24 protein-coding genes are annotated in these 20,775 nt (G+C 40.1%); all 24 read left to right on the plus strand.

Going from position 1 to position 20,775, the window contains the following annotated elements; genetic code table 11:
* Positions 1-150 precede the first annotated feature (150 nt).
* Complete coding sequence (locus BMZ99_RS08780) at positions 151-801, plus strand: redox-sensing transcriptional repressor Rex (protein ID WP_090935468.1); 651 nt, start codon at positions 151-153, stop codon at positions 799-801.
* 30 nt (positions 802-831) lie between these two features.
* Complete coding sequence (locus tag BMZ99_RS08785; RefSeq protein ID WP_090935472.1) at positions 832-2,337, plus strand: acetyl-CoA hydrolase/transferase family protein; 1,506 nt, start codon at positions 832-834, stop codon at positions 2,335-2,337.
* Between the two features lie 18 nt (positions 2,338-2,355).
* Positions 2,356-4,002 carry an acyl-CoA mutase large subunit family protein gene (locus tag BMZ99_RS08790; protein WP_090935475.1) on the plus strand — a complete coding sequence of 549 codons (1,647 nt, stop codon included), beginning with the start codon at positions 2,356-2,358 and terminating at the stop codon, positions 4,000-4,002.
* Between the two features lie 19 nt (positions 4,003-4,021).
* Positions 4,022-4,414 (plus strand): cobalamin B12-binding domain-containing protein, encoded by a 393-nt coding sequence (locus tag BMZ99_RS08795; RefSeq protein WP_090935478.1) that lies wholly within the window; start codon positions 4,022-4,024, stop codon positions 4,412-4,414.
* 51 nt (positions 4,415-4,465) lie between these two features.
* Positions 4,466-5,404, plus strand: a complete 939-nt coding sequence (meaB, locus tag BMZ99_RS08800; protein ID WP_090935481.1) for a methylmalonyl Co-A mutase-associated GTPase MeaB — start codon at positions 4,466-4,468, stop codon at positions 5,402-5,404.
* Between the two features lie 21 nt (positions 5,405-5,425).
* Positions 5,426-5,833: a methylmalonyl-CoA epimerase gene (gene mce / locus BMZ99_RS08805; RefSeq protein WP_090935483.1), complete on the plus strand. Its 408-nt coding sequence runs from the start codon at positions 5,426-5,428 to the stop codon at positions 5,831-5,833.
* A gap of 96 nt (positions 5,834-5,929) precedes the next feature.
* A complete protein-coding gene (mmdA, locus tag BMZ99_RS08810) occupies positions 5,930-7,459 on the plus strand; it encodes a methylmalonyl-CoA decarboxylase subunit alpha (protein WP_090935486.1) in 1,530 nt (509 codons plus the stop codon).
* A gap of 18 nt (positions 7,460-7,477) precedes the next feature.
* Positions 7,478-7,624, plus strand: coding sequence for a hypothetical protein (locus BMZ99_RS26260; protein WP_007936179.1), 147 nt, complete (start codon positions 7,478-7,480; stop codon positions 7,622-7,624).
* A 35-nt stretch (positions 7,625-7,659) separates the two neighbouring features.
* Complete coding sequence (locus BMZ99_RS08815) at positions 7,660-8,046, plus strand: biotin/lipoyl-containing protein (protein WP_090935489.1); 387 nt, start codon at positions 7,660-7,662, stop codon at positions 8,044-8,046.
* Between the two features lie 332 nt (positions 8,047-8,378).
* Positions 8,379-8,804 (plus strand): SoxR reducing system RseC family protein, encoded by a 426-nt coding sequence (locus BMZ99_RS08820; RefSeq protein ID WP_090935492.1) that lies wholly within the window; start codon positions 8,379-8,381, stop codon positions 8,802-8,804.
* Between the two features lie 154 nt (positions 8,805-8,958).
* Entirely contained in the window at positions 8,959-10,281 is a 1,323-nt protein-coding gene (gene rsxC / locus BMZ99_RS08825) for an electron transport complex subunit RsxC (protein ID WP_090935495.1), read from the plus strand.
* A 12-nt stretch (positions 10,282-10,293) separates the two neighbouring features.
* Complete coding sequence (locus BMZ99_RS08830) at positions 10,294-11,283, plus strand: RnfABCDGE type electron transport complex subunit D (protein ID WP_090935498.1); 990 nt, start codon at positions 10,294-10,296, stop codon at positions 11,281-11,283.
* A gap of 5 nt (positions 11,284-11,288) precedes the next feature.
* Positions 11,289-11,855, plus strand: coding sequence for an RnfABCDGE type electron transport complex subunit G (locus BMZ99_RS08835; protein ID WP_090935501.1), 567 nt, complete (start codon positions 11,289-11,291; stop codon positions 11,853-11,855).
* 10 nt (positions 11,856-11,865) lie between these two features.
* A complete protein-coding gene (gene rsxE, locus BMZ99_RS08840) occupies positions 11,866-12,495 on the plus strand; it encodes an electron transport complex subunit RsxE (protein WP_090935660.1) in 630 nt (209 codons plus the stop codon).
* On the plus strand, positions 12,495-13,076 hold the full coding sequence (locus BMZ99_RS08845; RefSeq protein WP_090935503.1) for an electron transport complex protein RnfA: 582 nt from the start codon (positions 12,495-12,497) through the stop codon (positions 13,074-13,076). The genes rsxE and BMZ99_RS08845 overlap by 1 nt, the downstream gene beginning before the upstream one ends.
* 28 nt (positions 13,077-13,104) lie before the next feature.
* Positions 13,105-13,977, plus strand: a complete 873-nt coding sequence (rnfB, locus tag BMZ99_RS08850) for an RnfABCDGE type electron transport complex subunit B (protein WP_090935663.1) — start codon at positions 13,105-13,107, stop codon at positions 13,975-13,977.
* A gap of 143 nt (positions 13,978-14,120) precedes the next feature.
* Positions 14,121-14,642: a Gx transporter family protein gene (locus BMZ99_RS08855; protein WP_090935506.1), complete on the plus strand. Its 522-nt coding sequence runs from the start codon at positions 14,121-14,123 to the stop codon at positions 14,640-14,642.
* A gap of 64 nt (positions 14,643-14,706) precedes the next feature.
* Positions 14,707-14,979 carry a DUF4321 domain-containing protein gene (locus BMZ99_RS08860; RefSeq protein ID WP_090935509.1) on the plus strand — a complete coding sequence of 91 codons (273 nt, stop codon included), beginning with the start codon at positions 14,707-14,709 and terminating at the stop codon, positions 14,977-14,979.
* Between the two features lie 25 nt (positions 14,980-15,004).
* Positions 15,005-15,574 carry a Maf family protein gene (locus tag BMZ99_RS08865; RefSeq protein WP_090935512.1) on the plus strand — a complete coding sequence of 190 codons (570 nt, stop codon included), beginning with the start codon at positions 15,005-15,007 and terminating at the stop codon, positions 15,572-15,574.
* Positions 15,571-16,272, plus strand: a complete 702-nt coding sequence (gene radC, locus BMZ99_RS08870; RefSeq protein WP_090935515.1) for a RadC family protein — start codon at positions 15,571-15,573, stop codon at positions 16,270-16,272. The genes BMZ99_RS08865 and radC overlap by 4 nt, the downstream gene beginning before the upstream one ends.
* Before the next feature lie 53 nt (positions 16,273-16,325).
* A complete protein-coding gene (locus tag BMZ99_RS08875) occupies positions 16,326-17,360 on the plus strand; it encodes a rod shape-determining protein (RefSeq protein WP_090935518.1) in 1,035 nt (344 codons plus the stop codon).
* Between the two features lie 24 nt (positions 17,361-17,384).
* Positions 17,385-18,299, plus strand: a complete 915-nt coding sequence (mreC, locus tag BMZ99_RS08880; RefSeq protein WP_090935521.1) for a rod shape-determining protein MreC — start codon at positions 17,385-17,387, stop codon at positions 18,297-18,299.
* Positions 18,296-18,781, plus strand: coding sequence for a rod shape-determining protein MreD (gene mreD, locus BMZ99_RS08885; RefSeq protein WP_090935523.1), 486 nt, complete (start codon positions 18,296-18,298; stop codon positions 18,779-18,781). The genes mreC and mreD overlap by 4 nt, the downstream gene beginning before the upstream one ends.
* A gap of 104 nt (positions 18,782-18,885) precedes the next feature.
* A complete protein-coding gene (gene mrdA, locus BMZ99_RS08890; RefSeq protein ID WP_090935526.1) occupies positions 18,886-20,724 on the plus strand; it encodes a penicillin-binding protein 2 in 1,839 nt (612 codons plus the stop codon).
* Positions 20,725-20,775: the final 51 nt, after the last annotated feature.

Here is a 20,775-nt window from a genome sequence, read left to right on the forward strand (position 1 = left end):
AAAATTTAAATAAAAATAAAATAATATCTTAATTAGAGGCAGGATTTTTTAGTTTATGTGAGAAATTGTACATACTAGAGAAATGAGAGAAAATAGAGAAAAGAATGTTAACTGCTCATTCGCCACTTACATTCGAGGGAGGATTCTGGGTTGAAAGACAGTAAAGACAAAATGTCTATTTCCAAGGCTACCATAGATCGTTTGCCGTTATATTTTCGGACATTGAGATTAAGTCAAGAAGAAGGCATGGAGATCATTTCTTCAGAGGAACTGGGGCAACGTCTAGGAGTGACTCCGGAACAAATCCGCAAAGACTTAGCTTCTTTTGGTCAATTTGGTAAAAAAGGTGTTGGCTATTATGTGAGTGAACTCATTCGCAATATAGGAGAAATCTTAGGACTTGATTACAATTGGCATATTGCCGTCGTAGGTGTAGGACACTTAGGTTGGGCATTGGCTAATTACCGTAATTTTGATTCGTTAGGTTTCAATTTAGTAGCTATGTTTGATGTTGATCCCAATAAAATTGGGCAATGTATAAAAGGTACAGAGGTCTTTCATTTAGACCGCTTAAAAGAGGTGATGGAGGAAAGGACAATTCACATCGGCATTATTGCCGTGCCCGAAATGTATGCTCAGGAAGTAGCTGATCATTTAGTTGCTGCTGGAGTACGAGGGATATGGAATTTTGCCCCGAGAAAAATCAAGGTGCCTGAAGCTGTTCGAGTTATCAATGAAGACTTGTCAGTAGGATTAAGTAGCTTATCCTTCTACTTAGCCCGGCAGACACCAACAAATTAATCACTCAAATGTATGGAGGAAAGTGTTAAAATGATTGATATCAAAGATCGTGTGCGTAATAAAGCGCTTCATGCAAAAATCGTGAGTGCTGAACAAGCAGCGACAGTTATTAAGCCTGGAATGAACATCGGAACCAGTGGATTTACGCCATCTGGTTATCCAAAAGCCGTACCGTTGGCATTAGCTGAGCGAATCAAAAAAGAACATTTCCAAATTAACCTTTGGACAGGTGCATCTGTAGGAAAAGAATTAGATGGTGCGTTAGCCGCCGTAAATGGGATTAATAAACGATTGCCTTATCAGACTGATAATGCAATTCGCAAATCCTTAAATTCAGGTGGCGTAAAATACTGCGATTTACATTTGAGTCACACAGCTCAAATGTCTCGATATGGATTTTTAGGCGGTAAAGTGGATGTAGCCATTGTTGAAGCTTGTGCTATTACCGAAGAAGGACATATTATACCGACCACATCCATGGGCAACTCGGCTTCCTTTGTGCAAAGTGCCGACATTGTAATTGTAGAAGTCAATACAAGCCAGCCTTTAGCCTTAGAAGGAATGCATGATGTGTATATTCCGCTGGATCCTCCTCATCGTCTGCCCATTCCAATTGTAAAAGCTGATGACCGAATTGGAACCAATTATATTCCATGCGGTCTTGATAAAATCACCTATATCGTTCCATGTGATATTCGGGATGATGTTCGTGATTTAGCAGCCATTGATGATGATGCTAGAGCTATGAGTGCTCATTTCATTGACTTTTTGAAAAAAGATATTAAGGCTGGGCGCATGCCAAAAGGACTCTTGCCATTGCAATCTGGTGTAGGTTCTGTTGCCAATGCAGTAGTAAGTGGCTTTGCTGAATCTGAATTTACTGATTTAGAAGTGTACACTGAAGTGATTCAAGATGGGATGTTGGATTTGGCAGATGCTGGCAAGTTGAAATGTGCTTCTGGTACTTCCTTCTCACCATCGCCTGCTGGTCTTGAAAGATTCTACAAAAATATTGACAGCTATCGTAAAATCATGATGCTGCGTCCTCAGGAAATAGCAAATAGTCCTGAAGTTGCCAGAAGGATTGGTGTTATTGCCATGAATACAGCTATTGAGCTTGATATTTATGGGAATGTGAATTCGACTCATATCATGGGTACAAAAATGATGAATGGTATAGGCGGTTCAGGAGACTTTGCTCGTAATGCCTATCTAACCTGCTTCTTTAGTACCTCTACTGCTAAAAATGGAGCGATTTCATCTATCGTCCCTATGGTTTCTCATGTGGATCATACAGAACATGATATTGATATATTTGTAACTGAATTGGGTGTGGCCGATGTCCGTGGACTTAGTCCTAAAGAACGGGCGCGGGTAATTATAGAAAATTGTGCTCATCCTGATTATAAGCCCATGTTAATGGACTATCTGGAAAGAGCCGAAAAAGCTACGAATTGTGCACAAACACCACATATTTTAACAGAAGCTCTTTCATGGCATACCCGGTTTATTGAAACTGGCACCATGAAGAAGTAGTAAAGGAGGATTATTAGTATGGATAATGAGAGTTTAAAATTAAAAGTGGCAGAGTATACTGCCAAAGTAGAAAAAGCAAGTGCTAAATTCCCAGAACGTAAAAACCTGGAGTATAACAGAATATACACTCCACTAGATCTTGAGGGACAAGACTATGAAAGAGATTTAGGGTTACCAGGATCCTATCCGTTTACCCGTGGTGTACAACCTACGATGTATCGTGGTCGTTTCTGGACCATGCGTATGTACGCTGGTTTCTCTACCGCAGAAGAATCCAATAAACGTTATCGTTACCTTTTAGAATCCGGCAGTACAGGTCTTTCTTGCGCATTTGACTTACCAACGCAAATTGGTTATGACTCTGATGATGTGATTTCCGAAGGTGAAGTTGGTAAGGTTGGTGTAGCCATTGACTCCTTGGCCGATATGGAAATTTTGTTTGACCAAATCGATTTAGGTAAAGTATCTACTTCTATGACGATTAATGCGCCAGCATCTGTACTTCTTGCTATGTATATTGCAGTAGCTGAGAAAAATGGCATTGGACCAGAAAAATTAAATGGTACCATTCAAAATGATATCTTGAAAGAGTATGCTGCTCGCGGTACGTATATTTTCCCTCCAAAGCCTTCCATGCGCTTAATTACAAATATCTTTGAATATTGCTCTAAGAACGTGCCAAACTGGAATACCATCTCCATTTCTGGCTATCACATTCGTGAAGCTGGCTCCACTGCTGCACAAGAAATTGCTTTCACGATTGCTGATGGTATTGCTTATTGTGAAGCTGCAATTAAAGCTGGACTTGATGTAGATGCCTTTGCTGGACGTTTATCGTTCTTCTGGAATGCTCACAACAACGTATTAGAAGAAGTAGCTAAATTCCGTGCATCCCGTCGTGTATGGGCTAAAGTAATGAAAGAGCGTTTCGGTGCTACGAATCCAAAATCTTGGATGCTTCGTGTACATACCCAAACTGCAGGTTCTATGCTGACTGCACAACAACCTGAAAACAACGTGGTACGTGTTGCGTTGCAAACAGCAGCTGCTGTTATGGGGGGAACTCAGTCCTTGCACACGAATTCCAAAGATGAAGCATTGGCATTACCTACAGAAGATTCTGTACGTGTTGCACTTCGTACGCAACAAATCGTGGCGTATGAAAGCGGTCTAGCCGATGTAGTAGATCCTTTAGCTGGTTCCTACTATGTAGAAGCTATGACAAATGCGATTGAAGAAGAAGCATGGAAATATATCCAGAAAATTGATGATATTGGTGGAGCGGTTGTTGCGATTGAACAAGGCTACATTCAAAAAGAAATTCAAGATAGTGCATATAAATGGCAAAAAGAAGTAGAAAATAACGAACGAGTAATCGTTGGTGTTAACAAATTCCAAATCGAAGAAAAACCAATTGAAGGCCTCTTGCGTGTAGATGCTTCTGTAGGCGAGTTGCAAAAGAAAAAGCTTGCTGATCTAAGAGCAAAACGCGATAACGCGGCTGTAACTGCAGCTCTTGCGAAACTAGAAGCAGCTTGCGGTGATGACAGCGTTAACTTGATGCCGATCATTTTGGAAGCAGTTAAGACCTATGCAACACTTGGCGAAATTTGTGGCGTAATGCGCAAAGTCTTTGGTGAATACCAAGCGCATGCAACACTGTAAGAGGATAGGAGGAATAACGATGGAAAAACGTGTTAGAGTATTAGTTGCAAAACCTGGTTTGGATGGACATGATCGTGGAGCGAAAGTAGTAGCTCGTGCGTTACGTGATGCTGGATTTGAGGTTATTTATACAGGCTTACGCCAAACTCCAGAGCAAATAGCAGAAGCTGCGCTGCAGGAAGACGTAAATGTAATTGCCCTTAGTTTATTATCGGGTGCTCACAATCACTTGTTCCCACGTATTGTTGAGCTGATCCGTGAAAAAGGTATGACGGATGTATTGATGATCGGTGGCGGCGTTATTCCTGATGCCGATATACCGGCACTTAAGACAGCTGGCATAGCCGAAGTATTTACGCCTGGTACATCAACCACTACCATCATTGACTACATCAATGCAAATGTGAACTAAGTAATAATATAGCTATGCGCTGTGTTATAGTAGCATAAGGCGGTGTAATCAATGAATATTGCAGATGAATTATTAAAAGGATCTCGACTAGCCTTATCCAGGGCTATTACAGCCGTGGAGAATGAGTATGATGATGCAGTAACTATTATGCAAAAATTATATCCTCATACTGGTAATGCTCATATTATAGGTATTACAGGACCACCGGGAGCAGGCAAAAGCACACTAACAGATAAACTAGCTAAAGAATATCGCCGTCAAGGAAAAACAGTAGGGATTATCGCAATTGATCCTACGAGTCCGTTTTCTGGCGGAGCTATTTTGGGTGACCGTATTCGCATGAATGAATTGACCTTAGATCAAGGTGTTTTTATTCGCAGTATGGGTACAAGAGGCAGTTTAGGCGGATTATCTCGCAAAACATCAGAAGCTATTAAGATTCTAGATGCTTTTGGTTTTGATGTGGTTCTTGTCGAAACTGTAGGTGTTGGGCAGTCAGAGGTTGATATTGTTAAAACTGCTGATACTACATTAGTAGTTTTAGTACCTGGTTTAGGTGATGATATTCAGGCGATTAAAGCCGGTATATTAGAAATCGGTGATGTTTTTGCCATTAATAAGGCTGATCATGAGGGCGTTGATCGTCTTCACACCGAATTAGAAATGATGCTAGACTTAAATCAGACTAAAATAGAGTGGCGTCCACCGATTCAGCGCGTTATAGCAAATCGTGGTGAAGGTATAAACGAGTTAGCTGAAGCGATTGAAAAGCAGATCGTTCACTCAAAAGAATCGGGTCAATTTGTCAGTCGTCGCACCAATCGTACCAAGAATGAATTGTTAGCGATGCTTGATGAGCAGGTTGGAAGATATGTACGAAAACAGCTTTTGGCTTATGGGAAATTCGATGAATTAGTAATGAGTGTTGAAAAACGTGAGAAAAACCCATATGCTGTTGTTGACGACATAATGACAACTATTTTACGATAAGTGAAAAAGGAGGATTTAATTATGTTTAAAACATTAAAGGTAGACCATATTGGTATTGCCGTAAAAGATTTAGAACAGGCCAAAAAGTTTTACAGTGAAGTGCTTGGTATGGAAGCTGCAGGCGAGGAAACTGTAGAACAGCAAAAAGTAAAAGTATGTTTCTATCCTTGTGGAGATAGTGAGATTGAGCTTTTAGAGTCCACTTCACCAGATGGTCCTATTGCGAAATATATTGACAAAAATGGTGAAGGTATACAGCATGTTGCTTTGCGTGTGGATAATATAGAAGCTGCGATTGCTGATTTGAAAGCAAAAGGCGTACGTATGATTGATGAAGTACCTCGTTATGGTGCAGGCGGAGCCTCAATTGCTTTTGTTCATCCTAAAGCGACTGGCGGCATTTTACTTGAGTTATCAGAACGTAAATAAGAATCGGTAAAGTTATATAATGTATACAATTAGAAAATATTGCAAATTATATAGTCTTACTATATAGTGATATTTGAATGTTGTTGGAGGTGTAAAATGGCTACAGTCCAAGAGAAGATTGAAGATTTAAAAGCAAGGCAGGAAAAAATCAAATTAGGCGGCGGTCAAAAGCGGATTGATAAGCAACATGCTACTGGCAAGTTAACTGCTCGTGAGCGTGTAGAAAAACTGTTAGATCCTAACACGTTTGTTGAATTGGATCAATTTGTTACTCATCGCTGTGTAAATTTTGATATGGCTTCCGTTAATGCTCCTGCTGAAGGCGTTGTTACTGGCTATGGAACAATTGAAGGACGTTTAGTATATGTATTTGCTCAAGATTTTACTGTAGTAGGTGGATCATTAGGTGAAATGCATGCAGCTAAAATTGTTAAAGTACAGCAATTAGCCTTGAAAATGGGTGCTCCTATTATTGGTATTAATGATTCAGGTGGTGCACGTATTCAAGAAGCAGTAGATGCTTTATCCGGATATGGTAAAATATTCTACAATAATACACTGGCGTCAGGGGTTATTCCTCAAATTTCAGTTATTATGGGACCATGTGCTGGTGGGGCAGTATATTCTCCAGCTCTGACCGATTTCATTTACATGGTTAAAAATACCAGTCAAATGTTTATTACTGGTCCGCAAGTAATTAAGTCTGTTACCGCAGAAGAAGTTACAGCTGAAGCGCTGGGTGGGGCTATGACTCACAATACAACTTCTGGTGTAGCTCACTTTGTTGCGGAAAATGACGATGATTGCTTAGAGCAAATTCGTTGCTTGATGAGTTTCTTACCTGGCAATAACTTGGAAGGATCTCCAGTTGCTCTAAATACAGACGATGTAAATCGTATGGATGATTCCTTAAACACGTTGTTGCCTGATAATCCAAATCAGCCTTACAATATGAAAGATGTTATTTCTTCTATTGTTGATAATGGTGATTTTTATGAAGTACAGCCGTATTTTGCACAAAATATCATTACTTGCTTTGCTCGTTTCGATGGTCAAACAGTTGGTATTATTGCAAATCAGCCGTCAGTAATGGCAGGTTGCTTAGATGTGGATGCTTCTGATAAGTCTGCTCGCTTTATTCGTTTTTGTGATGCCTTTAATATTCCTTTGGTCAACTTAGTTGATGTTCCAGGATTCTTACCAGGTGTTAGCCAGGAATATGGTGGAATTATTCGTCACGGTGCTAAAATGTTGTATGCCTATTCAGAAGCAACAGTACCAAAAGTGACAGTAATTACGCGTAAAGCTTACGGTGGTTCTTACTTAGCAATGTGTTCACAAGATTTGGGTGCAGATCAGGTTATGGCTTGGCCAACATCTGAGATTGCTGTTATGGGACCTGCTGGCGCAGCAAACATAATATTCCGTGGGGATCCAGATGTTAAAGCCAAAACTGAACAATATATAGCAGAATTTGCCACTCCATATAAAGCGGCAGAACGTGGTTTTGTTGATCAGGTTATTGAACCAAAAGAAACTAGACCTCGTATCATCACTGCTTTAAGTATGTTGGCTAGCAAGCGCGAACAACGGCCACAAAAGAAACATGGCAACATTCCTCTATAAAGGAAGGTGTGGAATAGTATGAAGATAAATGCAAAAGGTGTTTCTCCAGAAGTAGTAGCTGTGATTACTGCGGCTATTTATGAAATGTTAGGCACAGGTTTTCAGGCTGTAAAAATTATACGTAATAGTAATGAATGGTCTATTGCTGGTCGCAAAAACGCATAAAATAAGCATATTATAAATATTTGGAGGTTAGTAAAATGAAGAAATTTAATATTACTGTGAATGGTACTGCATATCAGGTTGAAGTAGAGGAAGTAAAAGAAGCAAAAGCTGTGGCTGCTCCTGCAGCAAAGCCTGCTGCTGCACCTGCTGCTCCTAAGGCAGCTCCAGTTGCTGCTGCAGCACCTGCTGCTGCTGAAGTTGGTGCTGGTGAAACTGGTGTTCCTTCCCCAATGCCTGGAAAAATTGTAAAAGTACTTGCTCAAGCAGGACAAGCGGTGAAAAAAGGCGACGTTTTGTTAATTCTTGAAGCAATGAAAATGCAAAATGAGATTACTGCTCCTGTTGATGGTACTGTAAAATCCATTAATGTAGCAGCTGATCAAAGTGTAAAACCTAACGAAGTTTTGGCTGTTATTAAGTAAATAAAGATTATTTAATATAAATTAAATAATCTTAAGGGCTGTCTTAGGGATTTCTAAAATCCTTGAGGCAGCCCTTTTTTATTAAGAACATAAAAGAGTTAATCGTTGTAAAAGGAGTATAATGTACAAGTTATAAAAGGAAATTGTTAGAATTATCGAACAATAATTATAATAATAGAATAACAAATAGCGGCAAATAACGTGAAAAAAGTAACTGCTGTAGGATTCAGAATATTGCTTCTGAATGATTGACAGAGGCTAATTAATTGGTGTAGAGTAAACCTATGTGATTTATATTCCAACAGGCAGTAATGTAGAAAGGAGCTCTTTTTATGGATAAGCAACAAGAAGGAATTGTTCTTGAAGTGGTTGGCAATCATTTGGCAAAAGTAAAGACAAGTCGCCATAATGATTGTGAAAACTGTGGAGCTTGTCCCGGAAATTCGGCATTGGTACTAGAGGCTAGAAATGATATAGGAGCCAAGATTGGTCAGCGTGTAGCTATCGAAGTCAAAGAAGTGAATATGTTAAAAGCTGCTTTTATTGTGTATATTTTGCCACTAATGTTAGTTTTTATTGGTGCGGTTATCGGCGGAAGCTTTGCCGATCATTTAAACTATCAGCCATTATGGTTTCAGGTTATTGGTGGTACAATTGCTTTTATTTTATCAGTAGTGTATATTAAGTTTTTCGATTCTGCTGCTAGGTCCGATAGTAAGATGCAACCGATGATTGTACGAATTTTATCTAATGACTAGAGCTTTCAAGGCCTTGATCTGTTCTAGGCCAGAGTTAAGTTAAAGGGTAAGAGGGGATGAGATTTTATGGAGAAAAGCTTCCAGTTGAATCTAGCCTTCTTTTAGCAGGCTGAGGAAAATAAATGACATTAGTTAGTTTAAGAGGGGTGAAATTATGGCAAAAAGCTTTCGTGGGGGTGTACATCCCGACGACCGTAAAAGGTATACCGCAAGTAAGGCGATTGAAGTTGCGCCTATACCTGAGAAAGTCATTATTCCTGTGAGACAACATATTGGTGCACCATGTTCACCAATAGTAAAAGTTGGGGATCTTGTTAAAAAGGGACAAGTGATAGCTGAAGCTCAGGCTTTCGTTTCAAGTCCGATTCATGCCTCTACCTCAGGCAAGGTAGTAGAGCTTGCAGAGTATCCTCATCCAGTTTTTGGTGCCTGTATGTCTGTTGTTATTGAAAGTGATGGGCAAGATGAATGGGTAGAAGGGCTGCCTTTGCAACGTGACTGGAAAACTTTAGAAGCAACAGAAATTAAGGAAATTATTCGTCAGACAGGTATGGTTGGCATGGGTGGAGCAACCTTTCCCACACATGTAAAGATGGCTCCACCTGCAGAAAAACCAATTCATACCTTTATATTAAATGCGGCAGAATGTGAACCTTTTCTTACTGCCGATCATCGGGTGATGTTAGAACAGTCAGAAAGAATTGTGACTGGTATGCAGATTGCGATGAAAGTATTGGGCGTAAATAAAGGATATATAGGTATAGAAGAAAATAAACCTGATGCAATTGCTGTAATGAATAAAGCCTGTACTGGAATTGCCGGAATTGAAGTAGTATCCCTTCAGACGAAATATCCTCAGGGTGCAGAAAAAACATTGATTGGTGTAATTTGTGGCACAGATGTACCTTCTGGTGGATTGCCTATGGATGTTGGTGTAGTGGTTCAAAATGTTGGCACTGTGGTAGCTATTGCAGATGCTGTAGAAAAAGGAATCCCATTGATCGAACGAGTAACAACCGTCACTGGTGGTGCGATTTCTCAGCCTAAGAACTTATTGCTGCGAATTGGTACTACATTTGCTCAAGCTGTAACATTATGTGGTGGATTTAATGAAGTACCAGTTAAAGTGATCATGGGTGGACCTATGATGGGAATGGCACAACGTACGCTTGATGTGCCCATTATAAAAGGGACTTCAGGTATTTTGGCCTTGAGTGAGACTGATGTTAATGTTGGTCCCGAGCGTCCCTGTATACGTTGTGGACGTTGTGTTGAGGCATGTCCAATGGGATTGGTGCCTAGCATGCTGAGCATATTAGCTGAACGTGATGCATACGCAGTTGCTAAAGAAGAATATGATTTATTGGATTGTGTGGAGTGCGGTTCTTGTGTATACGTGTGCCCTGCAAAACGCAATATTGTTCATTATATTAAATTGTCCAAAGCGCAAAATGCAGCAATGGCGGCGAAGAAATAAGGAGGTGGCTGTATGAGCATAGAAGCAAAAACAAAAATAGAAATAGATAATTTAATGGTCTCGGCATCACCCCACATCCGGTGTGATGAATCAATTTCAAAGATTATGTGGAGCGTTAACGCAGCGCTAGCGCCTGCAGCACTTTTTTCAATCTTTAATTTCGGGATGCCTGCATTTATTAATTTTGCTGTTTGTATTGTTGCCGCAGTGGTAACAGAATATTTAATTTTAAAATGGCAGAATAAGCCAATGGTTATAGGCGATGGCAGTGCATTTTTAACAGGTTTGCTGCTTGCCATGAATATTCCGGCAACATTACCGTGGTATATGCCGCTGGCTGGTTCCATTTTTGCCATTGCTGTTGCAAAACATACAATGGGTGGTTTAGGATTTAACATTTTTAATCCTGCTCTTATTGGGCGTGCATTTATTCTTGCATCCTGGCCGATTGCCATGACTACTTGGCCAATCTCAAGAGATATGGTTGGCAAAGTAGACGGATTAACATCAGCCACTCCTTTGGGTATTCTTAAGCTGCAAGGGTACGAAAAGCTTGTAGCAAGTTTCGGCGATCAAGCTACTATGTACAAGTCTTTATTTTTAGGTGAACGCGCTGGAAGTATGGGGGAAACCTCAGCGATTCTTTTACTTTTAGGTGGAATATATCTGATCTATAAAGGATATATCAAATGGCAGGTTCCAGTAATCATGATTGGTACTGTAGGAGCGTTGACTGCTGCTTTTGGTGGAGATCCACTTTTCCACATGATGTCTGGAGGTCTAATTTTAGGTGCCTTTTACATGGCGACAGACATGGTAACCATTCCTATTACTACCAAGGGTCAAATTATATTTGCTGTGGGAGCCGGTGCTCTTACTGTCCTAATCCGTTTGCAGGGCGGTTATCCAGAAGGCGTATGTTATGCAATATTATTGATGAACTGCGTCACGCCCCTAATTGACCGTTTGGTAAGACCTGTAAAATATGGTGCAAGGAGGTAAGGTATATGGCACATGATGCACATGAACAAAATGATAGTGTTTTTAAAGTAGGTATCAATCTTACTCTTGCCTGTTTGCTTTCAAGCGCAGTAATTGCAGGCACTTATGCCATAACGGCACCAATTGCTGCTAAGACAAGAATTCAGCTTGATAATCAGGCGCGTAAGGCACTTGTTGCTGATGCTCAGGATTTCAAAGAGATTGACGGCAAAAAAGGCTGGTTTGCAGCGTTAAAGGATGGCAAAGTAATTGCTTATGTTGTACCAGCAGAAAGTAAAGGTTACGCTGGTGCCATAAATATGTTGGCAGCTGTATCAGTTGATGGCAAAGTGATTGATTATGCGATTTTAAGTCATAAAGAAACTCCAGGTCTTGGGGATAAAGCAGAAAAGCCAGCCTTTCGTAAACAATTTGCTGGAAAGACTGCAGAAACGTTAGAAGTAGTAAAGGTTCCTACTGATAAAAATATTCAGGCATTAACTGGAGCAACAATTACTTCTCGTGCTGTGACCAAAGGAATTAAGGAAGCTGTGGAAGAAGTAAATGCTTTTACAGCCAACCAATCGAAGTGAGGTGCTGAATATGAAGAATTTATGGGATATCTTTTATAAAGGCTTGTTTGATCAGAACCCCATATTCCGCCTTGCCTTAAGCTTGTGTCCGGCGTTGGCGGTTACTTCCAATGTTACGAATGCATTGGCTATGGGGTTGTCAGTTATGTTTGTTATTACAGCAAATAATGTAGTCGTATCGATATTTCGTAGATGGGTGAATCCTAAAGTACGGGTTCCTGTATACATTACGTCGATTGCAACGATTGTTACAGTACTTATTTTAACATTGCAAGCATATCTTCCAGATCTGTATAAAGAGCTTTATCTTTATCTAAATCTTATCGTTGTGTTTGCAATAATTCTAGCACGGGCAGAAGTTTTTGCAGCGAAAAATCCTGTGATTCCTTCGTTTTTTGATGGCTTGGGAATGGGAGCTGGTTTTGCGGGAGCCATGGTTTTCATTGGCATCATACGTGAAATATTTGGTAATGGTTCTATCATGGGAGTTAATATATTGGGAACGTCTTATGACCCTGCATTAATTATGATTTTACCGCCAGGTGGATTTATTGTTATTGGGTTAATGATTGCTAGTTTTAATTTGATTGGAGAATACCAAGATAAGTTAAAGGCAGCAAAGCAAGGGAGTGATGCATAATGGAGGAATATTTAAAACTATTTGTTGCTTCGGCAATCACGAACAATTTTGTGTTGACTCAATTTTTAGGACTATGTATTTTCTTCGGTGTATCTAAGAATCTTAACGCATCAATTGGTATGGGGATGGCAGTTACTTCGGTTATGACATTAAGCTCATTACTGGCTTGGGCAGCCTATAATTTTATTCTAGAACCATTGGGACTGCAGCCTTTAATGCTAATAACCTTTGTCGTACTGATTGCAAGTCTTGTACAATTATTGGAAATGATTATAAAAAAACATGCCCCAGCATTATATAATATGTGGGGGATTTATCTTGTTTTAATTGCTACTAACTGTATCGTAATCGCTGTGCCGATTACAAATGTAGAGCTTCATTCTAATTTTTTAACTAGCTTAGTACTTGCTCTCGGTTCTGGAGTTGGATTTGCTCTGGCTCTTATCTTAATGGCTAGCCTGCGGGAAAAACTACAATATGCAGATGTACCAAAATCCTTACAAGGACTGGGTATTTCTTTCATTTTGGCAGGAATGTTGGCATTGTCATTCTTTGGTTTTTCAGGAATGATCACACTATAATGATAGAAGGTGATGAAAAATGAGTACACTGAGTACACCAATATTGATATTGATCGTATTGACGTCTCTGGGGGTATTTTTTGGTTTTCTATTGGCTTATTCAAACAAAAAGTTTTCCATCGAGGTTAATCCGCTCATTCATATCGTAGAGGATGTATTGCCGAAAGGGCAGTGCGGTGCTTGTGGTTTTGCAGGTTGTATGGCTTATGCTGAGGCAGTTGTTTTAAATCCTGATGTAGCCCCAGATTTATGCATACCAGGTAAAGAAGCTGTGGCAAAGCTTGTTGCTGAGCTTACGGGTAAAGCTGCTGCTCCTATGGAACCGCAAATTGCTCAAGTGCAATGTGCAGGTACTCATGATAAGGCTAAAAGATCATATGCTTACACAGGTGTAGAAGATTGTGTTGCTGCTAACCTACTTTTTGGCGGACCAAAATCTTGTAAATTTGGTTGTTTAGGATTAGGTACCTGTGTTAAAAGCTGTCCTTTTGATGCCATGATTATGAGTCCAGAAGGATTACCTATCATCGACCCAGAGAAGTGTACTTCCTGCGGCAAATGTGTTAGCGTATGTCCTAAACAAGTCATTTCTCTTATGCCTGTTGGTGCAAGAGTGCGGGTTAATTGCAATTCAAAAGATAAAGGTGCTGTAGCGAAAAAGGCTTGTAGTGTTGCTTGTATTGGCTGCTCTCTTTGTATGCGTCAATGTCCTTATGAAGCAATAAAGATGGGGAATAATTTAGCGATTGTGGATGCCAAAATTTGTGAAGAAAAGTGTTCAGATGCTGTATGCTTAAGTAAATGCCCGACAAAAGCGATCCGTCCTTTTGTAACAGGTATTGTACCTGGCACAGAAAATGAAGCAAGTATGTCTCTCGCCTGTGCATCTTGCGCAAAATAGAGGAATATACGAATTAACCGCAGAAGAAAAAATCTTCTGCGGTTTTTTATATGTATCTCATTTGCATGTTAAGAGTTTTTGCGGTAAAATAATCTAGACTAACCGACAAGGCAGTAAAGTAGATAACAAAGGCTGATAAATTTATGAATCATACGAGACGGGTAGTGCTAATGGCTTTATTCGTGGCGATAGCCAGTGTACTGCACATTGTAGAATCTTGGATTCCATTGCCACTTCCCATACCTGGAATTAAATTAGGACTAGCAAATATTATATCTTTAATTACGATTGCAACTTTTGGTTGGCGTGATGCCATATATGTGGTAGTAATACGAGTTTTTTTAGCATCGTTATTTGGAGGTATTCTTCTTGGGCCGGCTTTTGCGATGAGTATGAGTGGCGCTATTGCTAGTACCTTATTGATGTCTTATGCTTATAATGCCTGGCATTCCACTTTTTCTTTTATTGGAATTAGTATCATTGGTGCTGTTGTACATGGGGCAGCACAAATCATAATGGCGTCGCTAGTGATATCTAGCCTAACTTTATTATGGTATTTACCGTATTTAGTATTATTGGCAGTGCCAACAGGTTGGGCGACAGGCATGACTGTGGCTTATTTTTTAGCAAAGGCGCCAAGGTCTATGCCAAAACTATTACAATAAGTACTTAACTACTATAGCATATGTATTTAGACTGTCTTATAATAGGATGCAGGGGGGAATAATATTGCGAGGCGCTAAAAGTAATGGATATGGTGTGGCTATCCTATTTTTGCTTACAGGTGCAGTTTTTGGAGGTATTTTAGGTGAAGTTATTTCTAATTCTGATATAGTAGCTGGTTTTGCTCCATATTTGGTAAAAACTTTTCTTGTCTTGGATGTGCCGCCTGTTACTATTAATCTGTATGTCATAAGGTTTATGGCTGGCTTTGCTGTGCAGCCTAACTTGATTAGCATTTTAGGTATGATAGTAGCTTTTTTGCTGTATCGGCGTCTTTGATTGACATTGATAGGAGGTTTTGCTAATGACGATTATTTTGGCGTCAGCATCGCCCCGTCGTTATGATTTGTTGACCCAGGTTGGTTGTAAATTTATCGTAATGCCGAGTTCGGTTATCGAGAATAATGAGCAGGCTATGCTCCCTCATGAATTAGCGGTCTTACAAGCGAAAGAGAAGGCATTGGATGTATTTTCCAAAGTGCAAACTCATGATGTAGTGATTGGGGCTGATACCATCGTAGTTTTGGATGGGCAAGTCTATGGCAAGCCTGTGGATAAAAATGATGCAAGATCTATGTTAACTTCACTAGCAGGTAAAGAACATCAAGTGATTACAGGAATTGCTGTTGTAACGGCAAATGAAATTTGGAAGGATTTTGTTGTTACCAATGTGAGGATTGGGGATATTGCAGCAGCAGAAATTGAAGCATACCTCACAACTGGTGAGCCTATGGATAAAGCAGGTGCATATGCGATTCAAGGAATGGGTGCGCTTTTTGTGGAGAGCATCAATGGATGTTATGCTAATGTTGTAGGTTTGCCGTTAAATAAATTATCTGAATTACTTAAGAAGGCTGGTGTCAAGTTATTATGAGTGACAACAAGCCGCTAATGATAAAAGAATTGCCTCAAGAGGAAAGACCAAGGGAGAAAATGCTAAAAAAAGGTGTTCAAGCCTTAAGCAATGCAGATTTATTGGCTATACTGCTTAGGACTGGTACCAAAAATGATTCTGTTTTGCGCGTAGCAGAACGGTTACTAAAAAAATATGAAGAGATGGGGATTACTGCTCTTTCTGGTCTTGGACCTCAAGAGATAAGTAAAATAAAAGGAATTGGCCCAGTAAAAGCAGTAACACTTGTTGCCGCCATTGAACTTGGTAAACGCTTAAATGGAGCGGTAGCAGAGCAACGAGCAATCATTCGTTCTCCCCAGGATGCTGTTGATTTATTAATGGCCAGGCTGCGTTATGAAGCGCGAGAGCATTTTATTGTACTTCTCTTGTCTACTAAGAATCATGTGATCGCGACTCCCACTATTTCCATTGGTAGTTTAAATGCATCGATTGTGCATCCCCGTGAATTATTTCGTGAAGTTATTAATCATTCAGCGGCTTCTGTTATCTTGGCACATAATCATCCAAGCGGAGATCCTACTCCTAGCTCGGAAGACATTATTCTAACTCGAAAATTAGTTGATGCAGGGAAACTTTTAGAAATTCCTGTCCTTGATCATATAATTATAGGCGATAATAAGTATGTTAGTCTTAAAGAAAAGGGAATAATAAAATGAATGTTAAGTAGCAAGATCGATATGTACTTGCTTATTGAAAGGGGCTATATAGTATGAAGAGTTTTTTTGGATCATTTTCCCGGGACATGGGTATAGATCTTGGCACTGCCAATACGTTAGTGCATGTAAAAGGTAAAGGAATCGTACTGAGCGAACCATCAGTGGTAGCGATTCAGCGAGACACTGGCGAGGTGCTGGCAGTCGGAGAAGAAGCAAAGCAAATGATTGGTCGTACTCCTGGCAATATAGTGGCGATTAGACCACTAAAAGACGGCGTAATTGCAGATTTTGACGTGACCCAGGCTATGTTGAAATACTTTATTCGTAAATCCATTGATACGAAATCCTTTATTCGCCCGCGCGTAATTGTGGGTGTCCCATCAGGCGTAACAGAAGTGGAAAAACGTGCGGTAATTGATGCAACGATTCAAGCGGGAGCAAGGGAAGCTTACTTAATTGAAGAACCAATGGCTGCAGCCATTGGAGCTGGATTACCTGTTCATGAACCCACAGGCAATATGGTGGTTGATATTGGTGGCGGCACGACAGAGGTAGCTGTTATTTCTCTCGGCGGGATTGTTACTAGCCGCTCCATTCGTGTGGGTGGCGATGAAATGGATGAATCGATTATACAATATATTAAACGTACTTATAATTTAATGATTGGTGAGCGTACGGCTGAGGAAGTAAAAGTAACGATAGGGGCGGCAATTATTCCTTCTAGTGATGAAACGATGGAAATTAGAGGACGGGATTTGGTAAGCGGTTTGCCTAAAACACTAACCATTAGAGCCAGCGAAGTGCAGCAAGCTTTGAGTGAGCCTGTAATGAGTATTATTGAAGCTGTTAAAGTTACGCTGGAGAAAACACCACCAGAGTTGGCGTCTGATATTATGGATCGAGGGATTGTGATGACGGGTGGTGGCTCCTTATTAAAAGGTCTTGACCGGCTTTTAAGTAGAGAAACAGGTATGCCAGTGCATATTTCTGAAGATGCATTACTATGTGTATGCATGGGGACTGGACGAGCTTTGGAAAGTATAGATTTATTAAAACGTGTTCTAATGTCTCCCAAGAAGTTGGGATAATGGGATAGAGAGGAGATTACACCAGTGCGCTTGTTTCACAGAAAAATGGCCATTTTAGTAGTGGCTGTGTTACTCGTCCTTTGGCTGGCTAGTTCTCTCGCCCAGGGTAAATATAAGTTTGCCTTTATGGAGAAAACAATTACTGTTGTGTTGGCGCCAGTTCAATCGGTTGTTAGCAATGTTGGCTTTACCTTACGTAATATTGGTTTATCCACTGGAGAATTGATGACAGTCTATCGTGATAACAAAGCGCTGCGAATAGAAAATGAAAATCTTCGTCAAAGTAATCTAAATGTGACTGAAATTATGGCAGAGAATGCGCGTCTTCGAGATATGTTAGAGTATAAAAAAGGGGCACCACAATTTGATTTAGTAACAGCTGCAGTTATTGGACGTGATCCTGGCAGCTGGACAAGTACCATTATTATTAATCGTGGAACTGCCGATGGTATAGCTAAAGATATGCCTGTAGTTACTCCTCAGGGACTCGTTGGCAGTGTTGTGAGCGTATATGGAAATGTGTCTAAAGTAAATCTGATTCTTGACCCTCGAAGTGCAGTCGGTGCATTGGTACAGCGTCCAGAGTCTCGAGTTGCAGCTATTGTAGAAGGGTATAGCTCTACTCCCTTGACACCAAGAATGGTAAATATTGCTCGTGATGCTGATGTGATAAAGGGAGATAAGCTTATTACATCAGGATTTGGAGGTATTTACCCTAAAGGGTTATTAATTGGTGAAGTAGTTGATTTGGTTAATGAAGAAGGTGGCTTGTTAAAATATGCTGTCTTGAATCCTGCGGTAGATTTTGATAGACTAGAAGAGGTCTCTATTATCGTACGTTCACGTGAGCCTATTCCTACTTTGCCTCCGACAACTCCAATTGTATCTCCGGATGCTGCAGGGAAAATACCTGTGCCAGCTCAGGGAGTAAAACCATGAATATATTAATATGGGGTGGCGTGATTTTAATAACGATTATTATACAGTCTACGTTAATACCTCTTATTTCAGTTCGGGGTATTTATCCTGATGTGCTTTTGATAATTGTGGTGTCCTATGCCCTGTTGTCAGGAAAAGAAAGTGGGGTAGGCATGGGTTTTTTTGCCGGATTATTACAAGACTTGGCATCTGGTGGTATTTTTGGGATTGGAACGTTGTCCAAATTATCAACGGGCTATATCTTTGGATTGGCAGAACGCAAAGTTTTTAAGGAACATGTACTGTTGCCAATTTTAGCAACGTTAGTTGCAACTATATTTAATGGGGTGGCTGGGTTGCTATTCTTAGTGATCTTTGATTATAAGGTTGACCTGATTGCCGCTCTAACACAGAATATAATGCCTCTTGTTTGCTATAATTTAATTGTGGCAGTTCCCATACATCATGTTGTATATCGGTTGATTCAATTTACTGCAGAATAAAGCAAGAAATATAAGGTCTATGGCTTTCGTCTGTATCTAAGGACTTGGCACTAGCCAAGTCCTATTTTAAGTTTAAAAACATTAGGAGAAAGGAGGATGTTATCGTGCTGGTAAAACGATCAAATTACAGGCTGGATGTACTGGCAATTATTATTATTTTAGTATTTGTAGCGTTGGTTAGTCGTTTAGGATATTTGCAAGTTGTCCAAGGAAAATATTATGGAGAAAAAGCAGATGGCAATCGCATCAGACTTGCTCCCATAATGGCTCCTCGCGGCATGTTTTATGATCGAAATGGTATACCTCTTGTTTCGAATCGCCCTGGTTTTGCAGTATCATTACTTCCGATTTCCGGACCCGTTCCTGATGAGATTATTCTTAAAGTGGCCAGTATTTTAAATATAGCTCCTGATGAAATCAAAAAGAAACTAAGTCAACATAGCGGTAGATTTGAGCCGATTCGCATTAAATCAGATATTGGTCCAGATATTGTAACAAAGATTGAGGAACGTCGTGCAGAATTGCCAGGAGTAGTAATTGAAATTCAGCCGATTCGGAATTATATTAATAACGAGCTTGCTGCTCACTTATTTGGCTATGTCAGTGAAATCAATGATGTAGAATTGGAAAAGGCAAAAGCAAAATCCAATGAGTATAAGAGCGGCGATATTATTGGTAAATTTGGTTTAGAAAAAGTATATGACCGTGAATTACGTGGGATAGATGGAGGAAATCAGGTTGAAGTAGATGTAACTGGTCGTCCTGTCAATGTATTAGGGCGAAAGGAAACTGTGCCAGGGAAAAACTTAACACTAACGATTGATTATAAAATACAAAAAGCAGCTGAAACAGCAATTGACGAACAACTTACATATTTGCAGACAAAGAGTGAGTTTCGGAATGCAAAAGCAGCTGCTGCTATTGCGATGAACCCTAAGACAGGAGAAATCCTGGCAATGGTTAGTAGACCTACTTTTAATCCTAATTTATTTTCAGGTGGAATTTCGAGTAAAGATTGGAAGGCACTAAATGAGAATCCTAACAATCCTATGAATAATAAAGCTATTTCAGGAGAATATCCACCGGGATCTACGTTTAAATTGGTAACAGGTGCCGCTGCTTTAGAACTTGGTAAGGTAACTCCTGAAGAAAAAATCTTAGATACTGGGAAGCATTGGATTATTCCGAAAGGAAATTCTGAAGGAGAAGCCTTGGGATGGATTAATTTCAAGGAGGCACTCACTAAGTCTGATAATGTTTATTTTTATGAAATGGGTAACCGTTTAGGAATTGATAATTTAGAAAAATATGCACGTATGTTTGGTTTAGGAGTCACAACAGGTATTAATTTGCCAGGAGAATCAGAAGGACTGGTTGCTAATCAACGCTATAAAGAGAAGGTATATGGTGAAGAATGGTATCTATCAGAAACCTTTGATGCAGCGATTGGTCAAGGCTTTCAACTAACAACTCCCTTGCAGGTCGCTGTTTTGATGAGTGAAATTGCTAACGGTGGTTACCGCTATCGTCCTTATTTAGTCAGTCAGATTAGTTCTGATAAGGGGGAAGTTATCAAGACCTTTGCTCCAGAGGAAGTAGGACGAATACAAGTATCAGATAGAACCCTCACCCTTATTCGAGAGTCACTTCGAGACGTTGCCCTTGAAGGGGGCACGGCTGCGCAAGCATTTCGTGATTTCCCTATAGCCATTGCTGGTAAAACGGGCACAGCAGAAAATCCTCACGGAAGTGATCATGGGTGGTTTATTGCTTATGGCCCTTACGAAGATCCTCGAATTGTAGTTGTAGTGATTGTAGAACAAGGGGGATTTGGTGCAGGATCTGCTGCACCAATTGCCAGAAAAATTATGGAGGCTGCTTTTAACCTGAATCAAGCTCCTGCCGCAGCACAACAGACTCATAAACCTCAAACCGCACTCTAGGAAAAACGTGATATGTTAAAAAGAGCTGTCCTTCTGCGAGTTAAATAAATC

Source organism: Pelosinus propionicus DSM 13327 (genome assembly GCF_900114615.1).
Taxonomy (GTDB): domain Bacteria; phylum Bacillota; class Negativicutes; order DSM-13327; family DSM-13327; genus Pelosinus; species Pelosinus propionicus.